The sequence below is a fragment of the Chryseobacterium sp. CP-77 genome (assembly GCF_036362765.1).
Classification (GTDB): Bacteria; Bacteroidota; Bacteroidia; order Flavobacteriales; family Weeksellaceae; genus Chryseobacterium; species Chryseobacterium cupriresistens.
Genome location: NZ_CP143637.1, coordinates 3,585,930 through 3,606,779 on the forward strand (window position 1 = coordinate 3,585,930; position 20,850 = coordinate 3,606,779).

Annotated in this window: 20 protein-coding genes; 12 read left to right on the forward strand and 8 right to left on the reverse strand. The window is 38.1% G+C overall.

Features of this window, described 5'->3' with window-relative positions:
* Positions 1-51: 51 nt before the first annotated feature.
* The gene (locus V0410_RS16010; RefSeq protein WP_330744850.1) at positions 52-342 is read left to right on the forward strand and encodes a hypothetical protein; all 291 of its coding nucleotides are present in this window, start codon (positions 52-54) and stop codon (positions 340-342) included.
* An 81-nt stretch (positions 343-423) separates the two neighbouring features.
* Here V0410_RS16010 and V0410_RS16015 read toward each other — a convergent pair whose 3' ends face one another.
* From V0410_RS16015 to V0410_RS16025, 3 genes are all read right to left on the reverse strand, one after another.
* Positions 424-1,650 (reverse strand): spondin domain-containing protein, encoded by a 1,227-nt coding sequence (locus V0410_RS16015; protein WP_330744851.1) that lies wholly within the window; start codon positions 1,648-1,650, stop codon positions 424-426.
* Between the two features lie 131 nt (positions 1,651-1,781).
* A complete protein-coding gene (locus V0410_RS16020; protein WP_330744852.1) occupies positions 1,782-2,258 on the reverse strand; it encodes a YdeI/OmpD-associated family protein in 477 nt (158 codons plus the stop codon).
* Between the two features lie 79 nt (positions 2,259-2,337).
* Positions 2,338-4,542: a S46 family peptidase gene (locus tag V0410_RS16025; RefSeq protein ID WP_137904488.1), complete on the reverse strand. Its 2,205-nt coding sequence runs from the start codon at positions 4,540-4,542 to the stop codon at positions 2,338-2,340.
* Between the two features lie 86 nt (positions 4,543-4,628).
* Between V0410_RS16025 and V0410_RS16030 the strand changes: the two genes are divergently transcribed.
* Positions 4,629-5,063 (forward strand): META domain-containing protein, encoded by a 435-nt coding sequence (locus V0410_RS16030; protein ID WP_330744853.1) that lies wholly within the window; start codon positions 4,629-4,631, stop codon positions 5,061-5,063.
* A 104-nt stretch (positions 5,064-5,167) separates the two neighbouring features.
* Here the strand turns inward: V0410_RS16030 and V0410_RS16035 are convergent, their stop codons facing one another.
* The 4 genes from V0410_RS16035 to V0410_RS16050 form a co-directional block, all read right to left on the reverse strand.
* Entirely contained in the window at positions 5,168-5,587 is a 420-nt protein-coding gene (locus V0410_RS16035; RefSeq protein ID WP_330744854.1) for a hypothetical protein, read from the reverse strand.
* A gap of 6 nt (positions 5,588-5,593) precedes the next feature.
* Positions 5,594-8,116 (reverse strand): beta strand repeat-containing protein, encoded by a 2,523-nt coding sequence (locus V0410_RS16040; protein WP_330744855.1) that lies wholly within the window; start codon positions 8,114-8,116, stop codon positions 5,594-5,596.
* A 6-nt stretch (positions 8,117-8,122) separates the two neighbouring features.
* Complete coding sequence (locus V0410_RS16045; RefSeq protein ID WP_110009081.1) at positions 8,123-8,596, reverse strand: T9SS type A sorting domain-containing protein; 474 nt, start codon at positions 8,594-8,596, stop codon at positions 8,123-8,125.
* Positions 8,597-8,743: 147 nt separating this feature from the next.
* The gene (locus tag V0410_RS16050) at positions 8,744-9,451 is read right to left on the reverse strand and encodes a LytR/AlgR family response regulator transcription factor (RefSeq protein WP_330744856.1); all 708 of its coding nucleotides are present in this window, start codon (positions 9,449-9,451) and stop codon (positions 8,744-8,746) included.
* Positions 9,452-9,644: 193 nt separating this feature from the next.
* On the opposite strand from V0410_RS16050, the gene hflX reads away from it, so the two are divergent.
* The 9 genes from hflX to V0410_RS16095 all read left to right on the forward strand — a co-directional run bounded on the left by hflX (position 9,645) and on the right by V0410_RS16095 (position 19,101).
* Positions 9,645-10,868 (forward strand): GTPase HflX, encoded by a 1,224-nt coding sequence (gene hflX, locus V0410_RS16055; protein WP_062673053.1) that lies wholly within the window; start codon positions 9,645-9,647, stop codon positions 10,866-10,868.
* Positions 10,868-11,503: a DUF4919 domain-containing protein gene (locus V0410_RS16060; protein WP_330744857.1), complete on the forward strand. Its 636-nt coding sequence runs from the start codon at positions 10,868-10,870 to the stop codon at positions 11,501-11,503. The genes hflX and V0410_RS16060 overlap by 1 nt, the downstream gene beginning before the upstream one ends.
* A gap of 20 nt (positions 11,504-11,523) precedes the next feature.
* Positions 11,524-12,810: a cation:proton antiporter gene (locus V0410_RS16065; RefSeq protein ID WP_330744858.1), complete on the forward strand. Its 1,287-nt coding sequence runs from the start codon at positions 11,524-11,526 to the stop codon at positions 12,808-12,810.
* 6 nt (positions 12,811-12,816) lie between these two features.
* Positions 12,817-13,533 carry a DNA alkylation repair protein gene (locus V0410_RS16070; protein WP_330744859.1) on the forward strand — a complete coding sequence of 239 codons (717 nt, stop codon included), beginning with the start codon at positions 12,817-12,819 and terminating at the stop codon, positions 13,531-13,533.
* Positions 13,534-13,665: 132 nt separating this feature from the next.
* On the forward strand, positions 13,666-14,334 hold the full coding sequence (locus V0410_RS16075; RefSeq protein ID WP_330744860.1) for a hypothetical protein: 669 nt from the start codon (positions 13,666-13,668) through the stop codon (positions 14,332-14,334).
* A 17-nt stretch (positions 14,335-14,351) separates the two neighbouring features.
* On the forward strand, positions 14,352-16,370 hold the full coding sequence (locus tag V0410_RS16080; protein ID WP_330744861.1) for a hypothetical protein: 2,019 nt from the start codon (positions 14,352-14,354) through the stop codon (positions 16,368-16,370).
* The gene (locus V0410_RS16085) at positions 16,371-17,609 is read left to right on the forward strand and encodes a hypothetical protein (RefSeq protein ID WP_330744862.1); all 1,239 of its coding nucleotides are present in this window, start codon (positions 16,371-16,373) and stop codon (positions 17,607-17,609) included.
* A 16-nt stretch (positions 17,610-17,625) separates the two neighbouring features.
* Positions 17,626-17,964 carry a DUF6122 family protein gene (locus V0410_RS16090; protein WP_330744863.1) on the forward strand — a complete coding sequence of 113 codons (339 nt, stop codon included), beginning with the start codon at positions 17,626-17,628 and terminating at the stop codon, positions 17,962-17,964.
* 66 nt (positions 17,965-18,030) lie between these two features.
* On the forward strand, positions 18,031-19,101 hold the full coding sequence (locus tag V0410_RS16095) for a calcium:proton antiporter (RefSeq protein ID WP_330744864.1): 1,071 nt from the start codon (positions 18,031-18,033) through the stop codon (positions 19,099-19,101).
* Positions 19,102-19,215: 114 nt separating this feature from the next.
* Here V0410_RS16095 and V0410_RS16100 read toward each other — a convergent pair whose 3' ends face one another.
* The gene (locus V0410_RS16100; RefSeq protein WP_330744865.1) at positions 19,216-19,596 is read right to left on the reverse strand and encodes a group III truncated hemoglobin; all 381 of its coding nucleotides are present in this window, start codon (positions 19,594-19,596) and stop codon (positions 19,216-19,218) included.
* A 200-nt stretch (positions 19,597-19,796) separates the two neighbouring features.
* Between V0410_RS16100 and V0410_RS16105 the strand changes: the two genes are divergently transcribed.
* Positions 19,797-20,789, forward strand: a complete 993-nt coding sequence (locus V0410_RS16105; protein ID WP_330744866.1) for a hypothetical protein — start codon at positions 19,797-19,799, stop codon at positions 20,787-20,789.
* Positions 20,790-20,850: the final 61 nt, after the last annotated feature.

Below are 20,850 nucleotides of genomic sequence, written 5' to 3' on the forward strand. Positions count from 1 at the left end.
ATGAGAAATCTTATTTCATTTCCTTAATTAACTGAAAACCAAACAGGATAGATGAATAACGTTATTGTATTGTCAAAAGATTTCGCTGCCAATGAAAGTGCAGTGGTGGATATTAAATCCCGGGGATTTGTAAATCCATTGGGAGTTCTTACCTTTCAAAACAAAACAGGACAGTCTGCACAATTTCTATGGCAGGGAGATACATTCTATAACAGAGAAAATGCTGGATATTTTAAAGAAATAAATAACGACCTGGGAGTGAGGGTAAGCCATTATGAAGGCTTTATAACCGTTACCAATGGAGGAGGGAAACAATATCTGGAAGGAGCACTGAAACAATAATAAAACGGATATACTTTTATTTTCCGAACAGCATAATAAAAAAGGTCAAACAGTATTGTCTGACCTTTTCTTATCTGAAGATTAGTTGATGGTTACTTTAATCACATTCTGTACAGCAGGAACAGGATATTGGGTTCCTACTTTGGAAATACTCATGTTTTCACTTTGTGGAGTTCCGCCAAACAGAGCCTGATGATTTCCGGCTCCCGGATATTGGTCAATGCCCGTCCCGGAATCAAATAATGAAGTTTTTGAACTAAGGTCTCCTTTAGTATTCGCATCAATATTTTGTTCATTGGCATAGAACCAGTCATTGGAAAATCCGAACATTGTTACGTAGGCAATTTTATCGCCCGGCTCAGCATTAAAACTTGTTGTTACTTTGCTTCCCGGTGCTACGGGAGCACTCCCTGCAACATATACACCTTTTACATCAGATAGAGATTTCAGACTATTTTGAAGCTTGGCTGCATTTCCGAACTGTGCAATGTCTTTCAGGCCCATTCCGCTGTCTGATTTTCCTAATTCATAAATTGGATTTTTATCGCCGCGGTACACAACCACCAGGGCAGGAGAAAGCCCGGTCATAATTCCTGTGCTGGCGTTCAGTTTCGTCATCATTTTATTTATATTTCCCATTTGAGCAATATCTGTAATCTCAGGATTCGATAAAGAGTTAGGAGTAAAAAACGGAGCGCTGTTCAACAGCTGAGAGCCATTATAGTTGGAGACCGCCCATACACCTGGAGAAAAAGGAGTTTCGTTGGCCGTTCCGCCGGAGGTATTGGTAATGGTGAGCGTAAACTCCGAACTTACATCATTGTAAGAGAGATTGAGTTTCATAAGCTGGGAAGCATTGACGTTAGGAACCTGCATGACAGGCTTGCTTTCAGCTTGCCCGGTGGTATCATTTTTGGTTCCGTTATCCCATAACCGGACACTTGAAGAAACATCTCCGGTAATAGCATTTCCATTAGCGTCAAACAATTTGATACCCGGCTGTTGGGATGCAAAAAACCAGTCTTTTGAATCTCCGTACATCGTAGCAAACATTAAAGCCTGAGTTTTTCCTGCACTGAATGTAACAGAAACCGATTGTCCGGGCATAATCACAGGAGGAGTTCCCGTTCCCTGAAAACTTCCGCTTTGCACAAAATCTTTGGGAGTTACAACGTTTTCAAAAGTAATAGTTCTTTGAAAAGTCATATCCGTTATCATGCCATTATCCGAATCACGGCATGAAGAAAGAGTGAATGCAGCTAGAGTAGCTGCTGCTAAAACTGATGTTCTGAAAATAAACCTGTTCATAAAAGTAAATTTTTATAGTTATAATTGATATCTGTAACTATAGTCGGCTACTTTTTGAGATCCTGACAAAAAATATTTTCTAAATTCAGTTTTTTTCAGGTATAGTTTTTTAGAATGAAAAATAAAATCAATTATATTCCCTTTTTCCCCTCCAGAATCATCTGGATCATTTTTACCTTTCTGTTTTCTCTTGTTTCCGGTTTCCTGGCTTCTTCTATCCAGCGGATGTATTCCTTCCTGTGGGTGTAGCTCATTGCATCAAATAAAGCTTTTGCTTCAGGATTTTCCTTAAAAACAAGGGCGATGTCATCTGCAATTTCAACCACTCTTTCCTCCCTGTCTTCAATAAGAGATACGGAAACCTCATCTCCGAAGGTTTTACCAAGTCGCTTTCTGATCTCCTGTGTCAAACCTAAAATATGACAGTCGGATTTCATTTTGGCAAGACTTCCGCGGTATTCAACTTTATCATCAAACACAGCTTTTATCTTTACCTGTCCTTTTTTGTGAAACAATTCCTCTGTAGAGAATGGAAATTCTACAAACGCAGCATTCATTGCGCCGTTCTGCTGAATAATGGCTGTAAATTCGATACGTTCAGGATTCATGATAAATATTTTAATAATCAAAAATAAAAAAACCGTGAAAGTAAATTTCACGGTTTCAAAAATATATCAGATAAGATGATTATTTTTTAACTTTCTTAGGCATTGTTGTAGTACCTGAATTTTTAGTTTTTGTATCAGCAGGAGTGTTTGCGTCTCTTACAAGCTTCAATTCATCAACTAATCTTCTTGCCCCCGCAAACTTATCGATTGTCCAAAGAACAAAACGAACGTCTACATTGATGGTTTTCTGCCATTCAGGCTCGAATACGATATCACCGCTTAATGCTTCGCTGTTTCCGTCAAAAGCGATACCGATAAGGTTACCGTCTCCGTCAATTACCGGAGAACCTGAGTTACCACCTGTAATATCGTTGTTTGAAAGGAAGTTTACAGGCATATAACCTGCAGCATCAGCATACTGACCGAAATCTTTAAGGTTGTAAAGATCAATCACTCTTTGAGGAAGATCAAATTCTTCATCCCCTTTCTTGTATTTTCCAACAAGACCAGTCATATCTGTATAGTAGTTATCAGTAATTCCGAAATAGTTTCTGTCATTTCTGATAGGTAATTTATCTACAGTTCCGTAAGTTAATCTCATTGTAGAGTTAGCATCCGGGTAGAATTTCTTCTCAGGCATAGCCTTCATTAATCCAGCTAAGAACAGACGGTTGTTTTTTGCAAAGTTGTCATCTATTTTTACAAATCTGTCTGTGCTTATCTTTTGATCAGCAACAATTCCGTTAGCTGCTTTCCAAAGCGGGTCAGCATCAAGCTTCAATGCATCAGGATTCAATAAGAAGTTCGTTGCAGAAGTCTTATTAGCAAAGATTGAAGAATACGCCAAATTAGAAACCGTTTTAGCATCCAGTCCTAAAATAGTAGCGGAAGCAACTTCCGGGTTTTTAACTCTTGCCTGATAAAGGCTGGTCATAGCAGCAAGCATTTCTCCTTCCAAAGCTGGATTGAAGTTTTCATAAGCAGCTTTGATAGCAGCTTCTGTTTTAGCTTTCATCGCTAATCTTCCTTGCATATCCTGAGCAGCATATGCTTTAAGAGCAGATCCTACCTGAGCAGCAAGGGTAATATATTTTGCATTTCTTGTAAATTGAGTCGCATAGTTTCTTTCAACATTTCTATCAGAAACTTGCTTGTAGTAGATACCAATATCTTCTAAAACGCCATTGTATTGATCATTTCCTGGCATTGCAGCCCACTTATTGTAAGTTTCCTCAATCTTTTGTTTGTCAGAAATAGTTCCGTTTTTCTCTACAGCATCGATAGTTCCCTGTCTGTTTTTCCAGTAGTTAGCTACAGAAGCATATTGAGAAGCATAGTTAAGCTGAGTCGCCTTATCCTTGTCCATGTATTTTTTCATAACATCCATAGCCAGTTTAGAAGCTTCAACCCATGCCGGGTAATCTTTAGTTACCATCTGCTGAATTCCGTAAGAAGTCAGGTAACGGTTTGTTCTTCCAGGGTATCCTAAGATCATTGAGAAGTCACCAGGCTTAATTCCTTTAAGAGAAACCGGAAGGAAATGCTTAGGCTTCAGCGGAGTATTGCTTGGAGAATATTCAGCAGGATTTCCTGCAGCATCAGCATACACTCTGAAAACGGTGAAGTCTGCAGTGTGTCTTGGCCATTCCCAGTTATCTGTATCTCCTCCGAATTTTCCTAATGATGAAGGCGGAGCACCTACCAATCTGATATCTTTATAATCCTGGTATACGAAATAGTAGAATTCATTTCCGTTGAAGAAATCTTTTACGACTACCGTATATTTTCCGTTTTCAGAGTTTTCTGTCTGGATAGCCTTAGTTTCAGCATCGATAACAGCTTTTCTCTCTGCTCCGGTCATATTGTTGTTTAGCTTAGAATTGATTCTTTGCGTAGCATCATCCATTCTTACTAAAAATCTTACATAAAGATCCTTTGCATTGAATTCGTCTTTCTGTTTCATTGCCCAGAAACCGTTCTTCAAATAATCTTTTTCTGGTGTAGAAGCCGCAGCAACAGCACCGTAACCACAGTGGTGGTTGGTAAATATAAGTCCTTTATCAGAAACAATCTCCCCCGTACAGAAACCACCGAAACTTACGATAGCATCTTTTAAGCTTGAATTGTTCACTGAATAAATTTCTTCAGGCGTAAGATGCAGACCCTCTTTTTGCATATCAACACCGTTAAGTCTTTTGATGAGCATTAGCAGCCACATCCCCTCATCCGCCCTCATCTGAGCAAAGCCCAGTAAGAAAGTGAATAGTAGAAATAGTCTTTTCATTTTATAAAATAATTTTTGTGTCGCTAATTTACTAATTTTTACGAGATTCTGTCCCGGAATGGTATGAAAATGGGATGATAATTCACATGAAAAAGATACTATTACCACTTTTTACAGTTTTACTTTTAGGAGTTGTTTTGAACTGTTCTTCAGTACCCGCCAAAGATCCCTTTCTTCAAAGGCAATGGATGCTGGTTTCTTTTGATGGTTTTTCAAAAGACCAATTAATGGCTAATAAAGCCGAATTCAATCTGACAGCCAATAAGGTAAAGGGTAAAATTCAGGCAAGCTCTTATATGGGATGCAACCGGATGTCTTTTATGACTGAATTTAAAACAGGAGGAAATGTGAAAATCTCAAAAGGAGTGAGTACCATGAAAGCCTGTCAGGATATGAATCTTGAAATGTCTTTTCAGAAGAAAATAGAAACGATGACTCATTATTCTATTGACGGGCATTTTTTGACTTTATCCGATGATCATGGAAATTCAATGAAATTTGTAGCTGCTGATTGGGATTAATGATGCTCCCTTACCATACAAAAGTCCGCCTTGCAGCGGACTTCTTTGTTTGAAAAATCTAGTTTGGTTATCAGCTTTTTGAGGTTATTAGCCTTTGAGAGTTATTAGTTTTTGGGAATCGTTTTTTTTATTTCTTCCAGAGTTGCTGTGTTAGGCAGCCCGGTAACATTCATTTTTGTGTTCCTAGAATTTGTAGTATTGTGATATGCCTGTCTGTTGGGAATTGTTTTTTTGAGGTCTTCAAGACTAGCTGTGTTGGGGAGAAGCTTGCCTGAATTGTCTGCAGCTGCTTTGGTTTTAGATTCCTGTTTTTTTACTTCAAGGCTTTGATCAGAAGCAAGACCTGAGTTTACGGTTTTCTTTTCATTATTTTCCTTGGCTTCCTGCATGAGTTTAGCCTGCTGTTCCTGTGCCTGTTTTACAACCAGTGTCTGATCTTCCTCTGCCGGAGCTGCCTTTTTATTTTCCTGCGCATAGATAATAGTGCTTAAAAATAATAACGGGATAATGTATGCTATTTTCATGACGGTTTATTTTATGTTGACTAATACTTGAATTTTTCCAATCTCTTTTTGGTCATAATCCTGAAGTGCTTTTCCGATTACCTGACCAATTTTTACCTTTTTAATATTGGCTTTCATGGCAACACCTGCTTTAGATGAAGTTACCAGGAGATCCCCTCTTTTTATGTTTCCGTTTTCAAGGCATACTTTGGTTGGAATAACACCAATAACACCCATTGGCGCTTTATTGGAAATATCAATGTCGATGTGCTCTTCCGTAAGCAGTACCCCCGGTTTGGTAGCATATACTCCTGCAACAAGAGTAGAATAGGACGTTGATGATTTTTCAACCGTTCTGTCTGCTTTTGTTGAAATAACAAGAATATCACCAGGTTCATATTCGGAAATGTTTCCTTTAACGTCAAAAGCTTCTGCAACGTCAGCACCACTGTTTTGTGTACCACCATTGAAAAATCCTTTTCCGGTATTATCGATACGGGCAACATTTACGGTTCCCGGGTTTCCGGATTTGAACAGAGCCAAAGATCCTGCGCTGTGGGTTTCTACAGTAAGTGCAGGGTTCGTATTCGAGGTATTAAAATTAACAAATCTGGCTGCCCGGCCATTACTAAAATTAGGTACCCAGGCATAAATAGCATTTCCTGTTCCGTCTGCAGTGGTTTCTACACCATCTCCAGTGTTGGATGCATTAGCGGTGATACCATTACCATTACCATCTGCAATGGCAATTAAGGCAGGGCCGTTCCCTGCAGGATTGGATGCGTGGAAAAGGCCTGCATATCCTCCGGTTCCGGAAGATACTCCATAAATTCCTGCTGTGCCGAAGTTGGCAAACTGTGAATTGACTTCTCCTCTTACTGCAGGAGAGGTTCCGGTCACTTTATCTACCTTGAAATTACCTGCAATACCGTTTCCAACAGTGGTTACAGTGATAACATCGCTGGTGTTTGATTCATTGAAAATATTAAATCGTCCTGCACGTCCGGTAGCAAAAGAAGGAACCCATGCATAAAGCGCATTTCCGGCACCATCAATATTGGTCTCAACCCCATTTCCGTCTTTACCTGCATTGGCTGTAATGGCGTTACCGTTACCGTCTGTCAAGGCGATCAATGATGCTCCGTTTCCGGCAGGATTGGAAGCGTAGAATAGCCCGGCTCGTCCTCCGGTTCCGGATGAAACACCAAAAATAGCGGCAGCACCAAAATTTCCAAAAATAGTATTGACTTCCCCTCTTACGGCAGCTCCTACACTATTGGTATTATTGAGTACAAAAGAAGCAGCATTACCTTTGGTATTATCAGGGATGTTTCCATTTCCGTTAGATGCCACTTCAAAAGTATTAGCATCAGTATTTGTATTGTTGAAATTTTCAAATCTTCCCGCACGTCCGGTACTGTTATTTAAACCTACCTGACCGTAAACACCAATACCCGTTCCGGCTGTATTGGTAGCTACAAATCCTCTTACTCCATATCCGCCTCCGTCATTACGGCCTACGACTGCTCCGGCAATATCACTGGTGGTTCTGCCTACTACAGCTTCACCACCACCGTTGTTATCGCCTACAACACCGGCGGAAGTCTGTGAGGAAGTTATTCCATGCAGCCCAAATCCGGCTCCTGTAGAACTTCTGACTCCGGCTCCGTTTCCTGAAGTGGTAACATTGATAACCGTACCGTTTCCTACACTGGATGCACTAAGGGCAACATTATTATTCGCATTATTAAAGATTGAAATACTTGCGGGAATCCCGTTATTACTGGTAGCGGTAAGACCTGTTCCTGTATTACTGTTGGCGTAAACCCCGGTTCCGTTGGCACTGGCATTACCATATACACCCAGTCCGTTCGGAGTAACACCATATACTCCCCAGCCGCTTCCGGCCTGGCTTCCGTAAACCCCGACTCCAAGTCCTCCTGTACCATTGTTAATACCACGTACAGCACTGGAAAATCCACCGGGAGAAGCGCTGTTTACAATTCCTCTTACTGCAGAAATATTGGATGTGGTAGTATTATTTACTCCCTCCAGGGAAGCACCATCTCCATCGTTGATCAATGAAAACAGAGTCGAAGCATTATTAACCGTTGTGCTGTAAGGAATGGCAAAGCTTCCGCCGCCGCCTCCTGCAGATTTGGCATACATTGCATAAGGAACACTTAACAGCTGGCTGGTCCCTACTATGGTATAGCTGGTTCCTCCGGCAGGATCTGTTTCTGTTTTTAAATAATAGCTTCCTGCAGGCCAGTTGATGGTAGCGAATGTTCCTGTAAGTACAGTTCCGGTTCCTATTTCAAGGCTGATAAGCCCGTTGGCATTTGTGTTTCCGGTGAGTCTTTCAGAGTAGACTGCGGCTCCGGCAGGAGATCCCTGTAATATGCTTACTTTTACAGCAATGGCTTGATTGACTAATAGTTGTCCGGATCCATTTCTCATGACAGCCTGGTAGCTCATTTTTTCCGGAGCCTGAGAAAGTCCCATAAAGAAACCTATCAGAATCCAAAACAGTGATAATATTTTTTTCATGGCATTTTATTTTTTAATGATTTTAAAAGTTTTGATATTTTCCCCATTTTGGGTAATTCTGATAATGTACATAGCAGAAGGAAGTGAGGAGAAATTAAGCTCAGATTTTGATTGTGAAATCTTATCTTTTTTTACCAGCTTGCCTTGAGCATCAAATAGCTGATATTCTGACCCTTTAAAATTATTTGAAGTAAAATCCAAATACAGATAATCTTTAAAGGGATTAGGATATAACAAAATGTCTTTGAGTTCAGAGGAATTTTCCAGAGTGGTAAGTGTGATGATTTCGTAAGGCTGTTGAACACCTTCGAGAACTTGTCCTGTTCCTTTTTCGAGGTAGGTTGTCTGGCCTACACTGTAAGAAACAAAACCATTAGCTGCTGATGCATCCAGTCCGGTTGCCAAAACTGCAGATTGTGCGTGCAGTATGGGGATGGAAAAGACAGACAGAATAATACAGTAAATAGATATTCTTTCCATGGATAACAGTTTTGGTGATTAATAGATGTGTTTTCTTGGGGAATTTGGGAAGACTAAATTACCACCTATCTCCATTGATTGGCAGGAAAATAGACCAACGGCAGAAATAATCGACCAATGGCATTGGTGAATTATTATGATGTGTTTTTAAGGATTAAAAAAGGAAAGATTGTCTTTGTAAGTTCGGCCAATAGGAAGTTTTATACGATGCGGAAGTTCTATTTCGTGACAGCTTTTTCCGCGGATAAGATGACGTGGAACGGCATAGCTTCTGTGTATTCTGACAAAAGAATGAAAAAAACTTTTTTGCAGAAGATTTCCCAGCGAATTTAAAATACAATGATTTTTTTCAAGTGTGATGATTCTGGTGTAATCTTTCAGAGCTTCAAGGTAAAGAATATCTTTCATTTTAATCTGAAAAACATGACCACCTTCTTTTATTTTGATGCAGTTTTCTCCCACCATGGCATCATAGCATTCACATTTTTCTTTTACTTCAAAAAAATCAAAAAGCTTTTCCATGGAATAATGAAAGCGTTCTGCGGTAAGTGGTTTGGTAATAAAATCTAAAGTATTAATCTCAAAAGCTCCGGCGGCCAGTTCGGGATGAGAGCTTACGAAAATACAGGCAGGGATCTTATGGGCCAGCTTTCTGAACTCAAGACCGTTCATCCCCTTTAAATTGGTTTCGGTAATCAGGAGATCAACAGGAATGTCAAGATAGAGAACCGCCTTTTCAGCAGAGTCGAAAGTGGCAACAATTTCAATATTTTGATATTGCCTGATATAATGCTGAAGAACCAGCCTGTCCAGTTCATCATCATCAATAATCATACATTTGATATGGGTAACCATGATATTCCGGAGATTAGTTTTTGATTTAAATAATTAAAAATCAGAAATTTATTATATAAAGTTATTGATTTTTTATAAATCATTCATCAGTAAACTTAAATTTATATTAAAATATGTTATTAAATAAAAATTGATTTTGTTTTTTTTCTGAAAAATATTAACTTGTAAAAATCATAAACATAGACAGAACTTAATGTTAGAAAAGAAAGAACATAACTATGAGAAAGCTGTCCTGGTGGGTGTTATTACCCAGAATCAGGATGAAGAAAAACTGACGGAGTATTTGGATGAACTTGAGTTTTTAGCTTTCACAGCAGGAGCAACCGTACAAAAGCGCTTTACCCAAAAATTAACTCAGCCTGATTCCAAAACCTTTATCGGTAGCGGAAAAGCCATCGAGATAAAAGAATATGTAAAAGAAAACGAGATCGGAACCGTAATTTTCGATGATGAACTCTCTCCTTCACAGCTTAAAAACCTGGAAAGGGAAATGGAGGTTAAAATCCTGGACCGTACCAATCTTATTCTTGATATTTTTGCCCAGAGAGCACAAACTTCTTATGCAAGAACTCAGGTGGAGCTGGCACAATACCAGTATCTTTTACCACGACTGACAAGAATGTGGACCCACCTTGAGCGTCAGAAAGGGGGAATCGGGATGAGAGGTCCCGGAGAAACGGAGATTGAAACTGACCGTCGTATTATCCGTGACAGAATTACATTGCTGAAAGAGAAACTGAAGACGATAGACAAGCAGATGGCTACCCAGCGTAACAACCGTGGGAAAGTGGTTCGTGCTGCTTTGGTAGGATATACCAACGTAGGGAAATCTACCCTGATGAATTCTATTTCAAAATCTGAAGTTTTTGCCGAAAATAAATTATTCGCTACGCTGGATACTACGGTAAGAAAAGTAGTAATTGGAAATTTACCGTTTCTGTTGACCGATACCGTAGGGTTTATCAGAAAATTGCCTACTCAGCTGGTAGAATCTTTTAAATCTACATTGGATGAGGTTCGTGAAGCTGATCTTTTGATCCATGTGGTGGATATTTCTCACGAAAGCTTTGAAGATCATATAGAATCTGTAAATCATATCCTGATGGAAATCAACGCTCATCAGAAGCCAATGATCATGGTTTTCAATAAAATTGACGATTTCAGCTACGAGAAAAAGGATGAAGATGATCTTACGCCTTCAACCCGTAAAAATATTTCTCTTGAGGAATGGAAAAAGACGTGGATGGCAAAGTCAAAGTATCCGACAGTTTTCATCTCTGCATTAACGAAAGAAAACTTCCCGGAAATGAAGAAAATGATCTATGATGAGGTCATGAAGATTCATATTTCCAGATTTCCATACAACGATTTTCTTTTCGAATATTTCGACAACGACGAAGAAGAAAGCAACAATTAATGAAGTATCACTTTTTCCTTTTATTCATCATGTTTTCGGTTTTTGGGTTCAGCCAGAAATCAAAAATTGATTTAAAAGCTATTGAGAAAAGTCTCAGGACTTCCGATTCGCCGTACAATTACGAGAAGCTTATTTTCAAATTTAAAGGATACCCAAAGTCTCTGGATAGTATAGAAGCTCAATATCTGTATTACGGAAGAAATTTTAGGAGCGATAAAATAAGCACATCGGGAGACAGCTTTAAAAGTCTTGTAGAAGCCTTTAAGCAAAATAATTTTGCAGACTGTATCAAGCAGGGAAAAGCTTTGTATGGTAAAGATCCTACCAACCTGGATATTCTGTTGATCCTTCTTAGGGCCTATGATTCAGTAAAAGATGGAAATAACTTTGTACACCATCTGAACCAGTTCCGTACCCTTACCGAAGGAATAAGAAGTTCCGGAGACGGAAAATCCGAGAAAACAGCCTATATCGTCAATTCGGTAGGAGATGAATATATTCTGCTCAACATTCTGAATATTGGACAGGATTATACCAGGAGTTCAAAAGCTTCTAAAGATGCGATGTTTGATATATGGGAAAAGGACGGGAAGCAGATTTATATCAAAATACTCTATTTGGAACTCACCAATTAATCTTAAAATAAAAACACTTAGTGGAATTATATTATTCATTTTCAGCATTAATCGTATTAGCATCAATATTTGCCTATCTTAATTATAGGTTTTTAAAACTTCCGAGTACCATCGGAATTATGGTCATTGCCATTGTGGTTTCTATTTTTCTGGTCCTGTTCGGAGAAACGGTTCTTCCCAGAACTTTCGGACATCTTCATAACCTTATGAACGGAATAGATTTTACAGAAGTTCTGATGGGTGCCATGCTTAATTTTCTGCTCTTTGCAGGAGGAATTCATATTAATATTAATGACCTGAAAGAACAGTTCAGACCTGTAGTGATATTTTCCACAGTAGGGGTTGTTATTTCTACCTTTGTTGTAGGATTCGGAATGTTTTATCTTCTTCCTTATGTGGGGATTAAACTTCCTTTTATCTACTGTCTTGTTTTCGGCGCCTTGATTTCTCCTACCGATCCGGTAGCGGTTCTGAGTGTCCTGAAGCAAGCCAATGTATCCAAATCACTGGAAACAAAAGTAGCCGGAGAGTCTCTTTTCAATGACGGTATGGCAGTTGTCGTTTTTACAGTGATTTTACAGCTGGCCATCGGAAAAGAAGTGGATCTGAGTGTTGAAACGATAGGATTGCTTCTCCTTAAGGAAGCTGGTGGAGGTCTTTTACTCGGGGTTCTGTTGGGATGGGTTACTTCAAGATTGATGCGTGAAGTGGATGATTATATTATTTCCGTATTAGTAACGCTTTCAGTGGTAATGGGAGGTTATCTTATTGCCCGTCAGATGCATATCTCAGGACCATTGACTATGGTGGCGGCAGGATTATTTATGGGAAATTTCAACAGAAGTTTCAAAATGAAGTCTGTTACCCAGGATTATCTGATCAAATTCTGGGAATTGATAGATGAAATTCTGAATGCGGTATTATTCCTGTTCATTGGGTTTGAACTTTTGATGATTAAAGATCTGAGACATTTTATGATTCCGGGCTTAGTGGCCATTATGGTGGTTTTGCTGGCAAGATTTATTTCGATCTGGGGGCCTACAAAATTTACTTCCCTGAGAAGAAGTTTCAGCCCACAGACGGTGAAAGTGCTGGTTTGGGGAGGAATCCGGGGAGGAGTTTCTATTGCATTGGCGATGTCTATCCCTAAAAGTGAATACAGTGAAATTATTTTAAGTATTACCTACTGTGTTGTCGTATTCTCAATCATTGTTCAGGGACTTACCATTGCTAAAGTGGCCAATCCGAATAAGATTGCCAAAGAAGAAGAGGAGCAGGAAAATATTGCTGTAGAAGAAAACGCTTAAAATCATATGAGCATTGTTAAAGAAATACAGGAAGCCCTTGCTGTTTTGTCCATTCCTGAAAAGGCGGAGTTTTTTCCGAGATTTTTCAAAACAGGAAAAGGAGAATATGGCGAAGGTGACTTGTTTCTGGGCGTAAAAGTTCCGGATCAGCGTTCTGTGGCCAAAGAATATTACTCAAAAATAAGCTTAAAAGAACTCAGCTCATTACTTTCTTCAACATATCACGAGCATAGGCTGACAGCTCTTTTTATGCTGATTTTAAAATTTGAAAAAACAAAAGATAAGGCGGTAAAAGAAGAGGTGGTCGCTTTTTATCTGGATCATCTTCCTTATATCAATAACTGGGATCTGGTAGATTCTACCTGTTATAAAATTTTAGGCAGATATGCTTATGAAAATCAGAAAGAAAGCCTTCTTAAGCAACTCTCGGAATCTGATGAGATGTGGCATAAAAGAATTGCTGTAGTGGGAACAATGCATTATATAAAAAAAGGATCATTTGATCTGACCAAAGAATTTGTCACCAGAAATCTTAAACACTCCCATGACCTGATGCACAAAGCAAATGGATGGCTGCTAAGAGAGATGGGAAATAAAAATGAAGGAGAACTGATCAGCTATCTGAATCTGCACTACAAAGAAATGCCCAGAACCTGTCTTCGGTATGCTATTGAAAAACTGGATGAAGATCTTCGCCAGGATTATCTTAAAGGGCGTGTTTAAAAAATAAAATACGGAAGCAATACCGTATTTTCCCCTGAAAAAGTACCGGGAAACAGCTATTTATGCCCAAAAAATCAAAGATTATAAGGATGTAAGGCCAGAATTAAGTAATTTTGTGCTTTTAACCTGATCATGAAAAAAATACTAAAACTATTTCTACTTCTGCTTCCCCTGCTTTTTTTAACAAGCTGCTTCGATATCCTGGATAAGGTGAACGTAAAAGCTGATGGTACAGGAGAGTATACTATTATTCTTAACGCCAGTAAGAGCAAGACAAGACTGGCTTCCATCTCAAAAATGGAAACCATCAACGGAAAAAAAGTTCCTAAAAAGTCAGAAATTGAAAATAAAATCAATGAAGCTGCCAGAATTTTTAAAGGAACTCCCGGAATCAGCAATGTGAAAACCTCCATGGATTTTGATAATTACATCATCAAACTGAGCTGTAATTTCAAAAAAATCGAAAACATCAATGCCGGTCTGGAAAAACTGAAAGCCCAGAAAATATTGGGTAAAATGGTTCCAACCCAGGTGTACAGCCAGAATCTTGAAAAAAAGACCCTGACAAGGAATAAAGTCAATACTTTCAAAGCTGACTACGACAAGATGAGTAAGGCAGACAAAGAAGTTTTTAATGATGCGAAATATACTTCCATCATGCAGTTTGAAACTCCAGTGAAATCACAATCGAATACTACTTACGTGCTTTCTCCCAACAAAAAAGCTCTTAAACTGGAAGCTGATATTCTGGACCTCATCCTTCAAAAAAAGCAAATTCAAAATACCATTCTTTTTCAATAAATTTCTAAACTATAGTCATGAAATCTATCTTATTAAAAACGCAAACCATTATTTTCGTTCTTTTTGGCTTTACATTGGTTTTCGGCCAAAACAGTATGAAAATTCCTTCCGATGCCGTATTTTATATGGAAGTCAACGGAAAGCAGCTTAATAATAAAATCAACTGGAATAAACTGAATCCTTTGCTGCATGAGCTCAGCAAAAAGAGTAAAGAAAAGCTTTCGTGGACAGATTATTCCAAAACAGGAATTAAATATGACGCTGTTCAATACCATTACGCAAGTTTTAATGATTCTATTAAGACCTACAATACTCATTTTATCATTGATAATAAAGAAAAGTTTCAGGAGTTCATTAACTCTGTGAAGAAAAAAGGACAGGAAGTTTCCAGCAGAAAGAATTATTCCTATGTAGATATCAATGATGATGTTTTTGTAGCGTGGAACGGGAGCCGTGCTGTTCTCAGTATGATCAGCTATACCAAACCTTATAAGGATCTTTGGGCAGAGGAAGCAGTTGCAGACAGTACTGCTGTTGCAGTGGTAGACTCCGCTTACGCAGAGCCGGGTGATACAGTGTACACCGAAGAACCGGAAAAACCTTTCGATTATAAAGAAGAGATTAAAAGTCTGAAAGAAGATATCAAATATCTGAAAGAAAGTATTAAAGAAAACAACAACGAGATTGCAAGAATCCAGAAAGACATCAAATACCTGGAAAAACATCATAAATATCCTGCAGAGAAAGAAAATGCTGAGAATTCTGAAAATGGAGAGGAAATGCCTGATGCGGAATATGATGAGGAAGAAGATAAAGCCTATCAGAAAGAGCAGGACTCTATCAGGAGAGAAAACTTTAAGGTCGTTAAAAAGAACGCTGAAGATCGTTTCGACCAATATTTCAGTTCAAATTTAGAGATTGAAGTTCCTAAAGAAATGCTTTCATTCAGAGATGCTAATTCCGATGTTTTTGTGTACACAGACTATGGAAGAATTGTAAATGAAGGGATCTATGGAAAAATGACGAAGTATTATGGCTACGGACAGTTTTTCAAAAACATGTACAATTCCAATTATGTATACAATCTGTATTTCGATAAAGATAAAGTAAGACTTGTCAATAATTATCAGCACAAAAATGCTGACATTCAAAAGAATATTTCTGCCATTTATAAAGGGAAGAAAAACAAAAAACTGCTGGAGCTGATCAATGAAAAAAGTGTCGGTTACTATGCCATGAATGTGAATGGGGCAAAATGTTTCGACATGATGTACAGTCTTCTTCAGAATTCCGGAGAAAATGAGTACAAAAAAGAAATGGAACTGATCATGGAAACTATGAAGATAGTGCTGGATGAAGAAGCCATTGCTAAAATTGCACCCGGAAACGGAATCTTTGTTTTGAATGAATTGAAATCCAAAACCGTAGAATATACCGATTATGAATATGATGCAGATTTCAATGAAAAAGAAGTAAAGAAAACCAAAGAAATTGCTGTTCCTAACTTCACTTTCGCTTTTGCAACAGAGAATGAAGGCTATTGGAATCGTATTTTTGATATGCTGACCACCAATAAAAAGTTGTCTGAAAGATTCTCTAAAAAAGGAAATGTATACACCTTTAAGGAAGAAAAGAACGGCGGCTATGTTGACCAGTTATTCTTTACTGTGAAAGATGGGGTGGTGTACTTAATGAGTGCTGCAGATAATAATTTACCGGTAAACCAATCTGATATTTCCAGAAAATGGGCAAAAGACTCCGCTAAATATCCATTGTCCGGCAGACTGGATATCCAGAAGCTTTTAACAGGATTAGACAAAGAATTCAAAACTCCGAAAGAAAGAAAAACATTAGAGGCGATCAAAAAAAATGTAGGAGAGTTGTATTATAAAACGGAAGTAAAAGGAGAAAGTATCCAGACTGAGATGAATTATAACATCAAAGATTCTTCAGAAAACAGCTTAATGTATTTCTTTGATATATTCGATCAGGTTTTTAAAACAAAAGAAACAGAAAAGAAGCCTCAAATTTTATAGATGAACAAAAAGAAGATTATTGTCCCGTTATTTTTATTGCTGGCTGTTGCAGTATATTTTATAGCTTTTCACAAAGATAAAAGCCTTCAGTATATTCCTGATAACGCAGATGCAGTCGTCTTAATCGACACGAAGAAATTAACGGGACAATACCTCTTCAGTTTAGTAACCCATCCTTCAAAATGGTCCGGAAGCAAAGTAAAGAGTAAAACCTCCGGTTCACTGAAAGATTCAGGAATCAGAATTCCGGATTTTCTACAGATTTTCCATATTAAAGACAATAAATTTACAGAATGGTACAGTGTTTTAGAGCTTAAAGATTCGCAAAAATTCATTACCTATTTAAAGAAACAAAACTTTGTGGCCAAAGGAAATAACCTTTTTCAGAAAGATCAGTTTTTCTTTATGATCAACGGGAACCATTGTATTGCAGGAACTTCTGACCTCGCTTTTGGAACCATTCAGAAAAAACTTCTCCACCAATCCGGACATCCTGTTTGGGAGGCAGGCCGTTTTATTCAAAATACGGTGGGAAGTATTTCATTCATTTCAGGGCAGAAAATCCAAAACTTTTCCATTGAGCTAAATGAGGATGAAATTGAAATCAATAATAATTCAAATCCGGAGATTTTTAATACGATTGCTTCAAAAGCTGAGACAGGAAATCATTTTCTGGAACTTGAATTAGACAAAGAAAACATCAGGAATTTTACCCGTTTTTTCAAAAAAAGTATAGCAGATTCTTCACAGATAATATCTTTAAAGGCTGCTGCAGATCTTAGGCAGATCAATGATACTATCATCACTTATGAATATGATGATAATTTTAATGAAGTTGAAAAAAAGACGGTTCAAAAGATCACCCAGCCCAGCTATGTGATCGATATTCTGAGTAATGATCCTGAGAAAACCTGGCAATATTTCCAGTCTGAAAAATGGATCAACAACGAAAATCAATTTACTGCAATTCCCTTTCAACCTAATAAAATCACGCAAAATAATAAAGGTGTTACGGTAAAATCAACCCGAAATCCGATATCATTACCCGGCAGGTTAAAGCAAAACTATATTATAATCAGAAATAATGCATTGCTGTATTCAACTTTGAAAATGCTGAGTGACAGTGAAAAAAAGATCATTTCTGACATTGATTACGTGTTGTATGGGAACAAGGCTCAGAATTATTGGGTAAAAATAAAAGCGAAGAAAGGAGATTTACCTTTAATTTTACGGTGGTAATCAAAATTTATCATTAATGGCTCCATCAGACATCGCATTGCTTAAAACCTTTACTCATTATTTTTTACATTTTGTTTTTCCGGTCTTTATTGCATTGATTTTTTATCGTAAAAATTGGAAAAAAGCGTATTTCATTCTTCTTGCCACCATGCTGGTGGATCTGGATCATCTTTTTGCCAATCCGATTTTTGATCCTTCAAGAGGAAGCATAGGTTTTCATTTCTTACATTCTTATTATGCCATTGCGGTGTATTTTTTGCTGTTGTTCTTTAAAGGAAATATAAGGATAATAGGAATCGGGCTTCTGTTCCATATGTTCACAGATTATCAGGATTTTAACTTCTGGCCTCATTAAAATATTATTAATATTTTCTTTTAATATTGAAATTATTATAGATTTTTTGTATTTTGTAGTCACGATATGAGACTAAAAGAACTTTTACATTATACCTATATTTTTCCTATTCTGGCAGTAGGATACTACTTTTCCGGTTTGATGGGAAGTGGTGTTCTTTATGATATTCTTGCCGGTATTTTATTAATCGGAAGTGTTTTATCTGCAGTACATCATGCTGAAGTGGTAGCTCATAAAGTAGGAGAACCTTTCGGAACGATTATCCTGGCTCTTTGTATCACCATTATTGAAGTCGCGCTTATCATCTCGCTGATGGTTGCCGGCGGAGATCAGGCGATCACGCTGGCCAGAGATACCGTTTTTGCTGCCGTAATGCTTATTCTTAATGGAATTCTGGGGATATGTATTCTGGTAGGCGGCGTTAAATATCACGAGCAGTTCTTTGCAAGGACTTCAGCAACTACTTATCTGGTGAGTATTGTTTCCATCCTGGTGCTTACCCTTGTTCTTCCCAATTTTACTTCAAGTGTCAACGGACCTTTCTATAACGAAGCACAGCTTATTTTTATATCCATTGCGTGTCTTGCCATTTACGGGGTTTTCCTGATGGTGCAGACCGTTCGCCACAGAAGCTACTTTATTGTTCCTGATGAGCATCCTGAAGAACATTATATTCCTTCGTTATCAAAAACCCTTATCAGCTTTATTTTTCTGGTAATTTGTCTTGTTATTGTCGTGCTGATGGCGAAAGGATTATCCGATACTATAGAAGGAATGGTACAAAGCCTTGGAGCTCCGAAATCTCTGGTGGGAGTCATTATTGCTGCCGTGGTTCTTCTCCCTGAAGGGGTTGCAGCGATCCGCGCGGCAAGAGCCAATCAAATCCAGTCCAGCTTAAATCTGGCATTGGGTTCTGCACTGGCAAGTATTGGTCTTACTATTCCTGCGGTTTCAGTAGTCTGCATCATGTACGATATTCCGCTTGTATTAGGGCTGGATAAAAAAGACATTATTCTGCTTTCTTTATCTGTATTTATCGTAATGCTTTCATTGAGCCGGGGTAAGACAAACATCCTTTACGGAACCGTTCTTTTGGTGAATCTGGCAGCCTATATCTTTACAGTGATTGTTCCTTAAGAAAAAAGACAGGAAGATTGGAAAAATAACCGCAAATCTGTTGATCATCAAAATCCCAGAACTTAACGACGGGATTTTGTAACTCTTATGCCGTAACCCGGATCCCGAATCCCGTTATAACCTTCTCGCCAGCTCCATTTTAAAGGCCATTAGTTTGGCTATATTCTCTGACTTGTAAATCGCCATATCTGCATTTTCGCCTACGAAATTTTCTTCAATAGTAGTACGCCAAAGCAGCAGCCATCGGTCAAAATGTTTCTGTTCCATAGCCTGTATCTCGTTAATCGGGAAGTGTACGCCCATTGGGTTACCTTTATAAGTCATCTGCCCGAAAAGGATAGACTCCCAGAAAGAATACATTTTAGGAAGATGCTGATCCCAGTCTACCTTAGCGATATCATTAAAAAAGAAACCGATGGTTTCATCTTTAACGACCTTGTTGTAAAATGAATTCACAAGGTGCTCAATGTCTTCTCTTGATTCAAGCTTTTTCATAGTTCAAAGTTAGTATAATTCGTATTAAAAACTCCATTCCCGAAATTGATAAATTTCATATTAACAGTGTTTTAGAGTAAAACAAGATAGGATAAGAAGAAAAATTGGGAAAGATTAAAATTTGATTAATTCGCAAAAAAACGCCTAAAAAGAATTCATTTTTTGTAAATTTAATTATTAAACACTAAAAAATTATTAAAATGATCAAAAAAATCAATTCTATTTGTATTCTCTTATTGATGTTTTCGGTATCATGTTCAAGGGATGAAGTGAGTGCTATTAATGATGATTCGGAAAAAGTAAATTATTCTGAACTAAACAAATCACAGATGACGGAGGCAGAGATGCTTCAGCAGGGCTGGAAAATTGTAGATGAGTTTAAATTACCAGGGAATAATAGTTTGGGTGCCAGCTATAGTTCGCCAAATGAAGAGCGTGAAATCCCTTTCAAGGCAAATCACCTGAAAGATATGGGATATGATGTCAGTTATTCCGGAGAAAGAACACGGTTGAAAAACGTTTTTGCTTATTCCGGCCAGGTTCCGGATGGAATTATATTTAATCCTGACCTTTCTGTAGACGGAGATGCCCGGAATACAGCTCCAAACCCTAATGTTTCCATTGTTTTGGGAACTCCTGAGGTGACTATAAAAACAGACGGTGCAGATCTGCCGGACAATGCCTATACTACGGAGGCAATTAACAATGGCGACAGAGAAAGTGAAATTACCGTAACGTATTCTTATAAAAAAGGATATTCTACTTCCTGGAAACGTACTGTATCGGGTTCATTTGAAGTGGCAGCTTCAGTATCCGTTGATATTCCGCTGGTTGCAAAAGCTTCGGCAAGTACAAAAGTTGTGGTGGGAGGAGATACCACGGAAGGTACGGAAAATTCTGAAGAAATTACCGAAACCAGCAGCTACAAGACCATTGTGCCCGCTCATTCTAAAAAAACGATTTCTGTCCTTACAAAATTGAAGGGATCATCTGTTGAATACTTTGTACCGATGAAATTAAAAGGAAGATTACAGGCGAACTTTCCTTCTCCCGTAGATGGCCATTACTATTGGGCTTTTCCTATTGAAAGTTTCCCTGATTTTTTGACCAATATACACGGAGAGTCCGGGATCGTAAAATCTATCAGCAATGTAAGTGTTACGGTAATGGAGTCGCCCGCACAAAAGATATAAAACTACTTTAATAAACAATAAAAACACAGCAGACATTCGGAATTTCTGCTGTTTTTTGTGC

Coding starts and splice junctions, on each gene's coding strand:
- hflX (WP_062673053.1), top strand. CDS start 9,645: ATGTTAGAAAAGAAAGAACATAACTATGAGAAAGCTGTCCTGGTGGGT.
- V0410_RS16050 (WP_330744856.1), bottom strand. CDS start 9,451: ATGGTTACCCATATCAAATGTATGATTATTGATGATGATGAACTGGAC.
- V0410_RS16025 (WP_137904488.1), bottom strand. CDS start 4,542: ATGAAAAGACTATTTCTACTATTCACTTTCTTACTGGGCTTTGCTCAG.
- V0410_RS16060 (WP_330744857.1), top strand. CDS start 10,868: ATGAAGTATCACTTTTTCCTTTTATTCATCATGTTTTCGGTTTTTGGG.
- V0410_RS16070 (WP_330744859.1), top strand. CDS start 12,817: ATGAGCATTGTTAAAGAAATACAGGAAGCCCTTGCTGTTTTGTCCATT.
- V0410_RS16015 (WP_330744851.1), bottom strand. CDS start 1,650: ATGAACAGGTTTATTTTCAGAACATCAGTTTTAGCAGCAGCTACTCTA.
- V0410_RS16095 (WP_330744864.1), top strand. CDS start 18,031: ATGAGACTAAAAGAACTTTTACATTATACCTATATTTTTCCTATTCTG.
- V0410_RS16045 (WP_110009081.1), bottom strand. CDS start 8,596: ATGGAAAGAATATCTATTTACTGTATTATTCTGTCTGTCTTTTCCATC.
- V0410_RS16105 (WP_330744866.1), top strand. CDS start 19,797: ATGATCAAAAAAATCAATTCTATTTGTATTCTCTTATTGATGTTTTCG.
- V0410_RS16040 (WP_330744855.1), bottom strand. CDS start 8,116: ATGAAAAAAATATTATCACTGTTTTGGATTCTGATAGGTTTCTTTATG.
- V0410_RS16100 (WP_330744865.1), bottom strand. CDS start 19,596: ATGAAAAAGCTTGAATCAAGAGAAGACATTGAGCACCTTGTGAATTCA.
- V0410_RS16080 (WP_330744861.1), top strand. CDS start 14,352: ATGAAATCTATCTTATTAAAAACGCAAACCATTATTTTCGTTCTTTTT.
- V0410_RS16010 (WP_330744850.1), top strand. CDS start 52: ATGAATAACGTTATTGTATTGTCAAAAGATTTCGCTGCCAATGAAAGT.
- V0410_RS16085 (WP_330744862.1), top strand. CDS start 16,371: ATGAACAAAAAGAAGATTATTGTCCCGTTATTTTTATTGCTGGCTGTT.
- V0410_RS16020 (WP_330744852.1), bottom strand. CDS start 2,258: ATGAATCCTGAACGTATCGAATTTACAGCCATTATTCAGCAGAACGGC.
- V0410_RS16075 (WP_330744860.1), top strand. CDS start 13,666: ATGAAAAAAATACTAAAACTATTTCTACTTCTGCTTCCCCTGCTTTTT.
- V0410_RS16035 (WP_330744854.1), bottom strand. CDS start 5,587: ATGAAAATAGCATACATTATCCCGTTATTATTTTTAAGCACTATTATC.
- V0410_RS16090 (WP_330744863.1), top strand. CDS start 17,626: ATGGCTCCATCAGACATCGCATTGCTTAAAACCTTTACTCATTATTTT.
- V0410_RS16030 (WP_330744853.1), top strand. CDS start 4,629: ATGAAAAAGATACTATTACCACTTTTTACAGTTTTACTTTTAGGAGTT.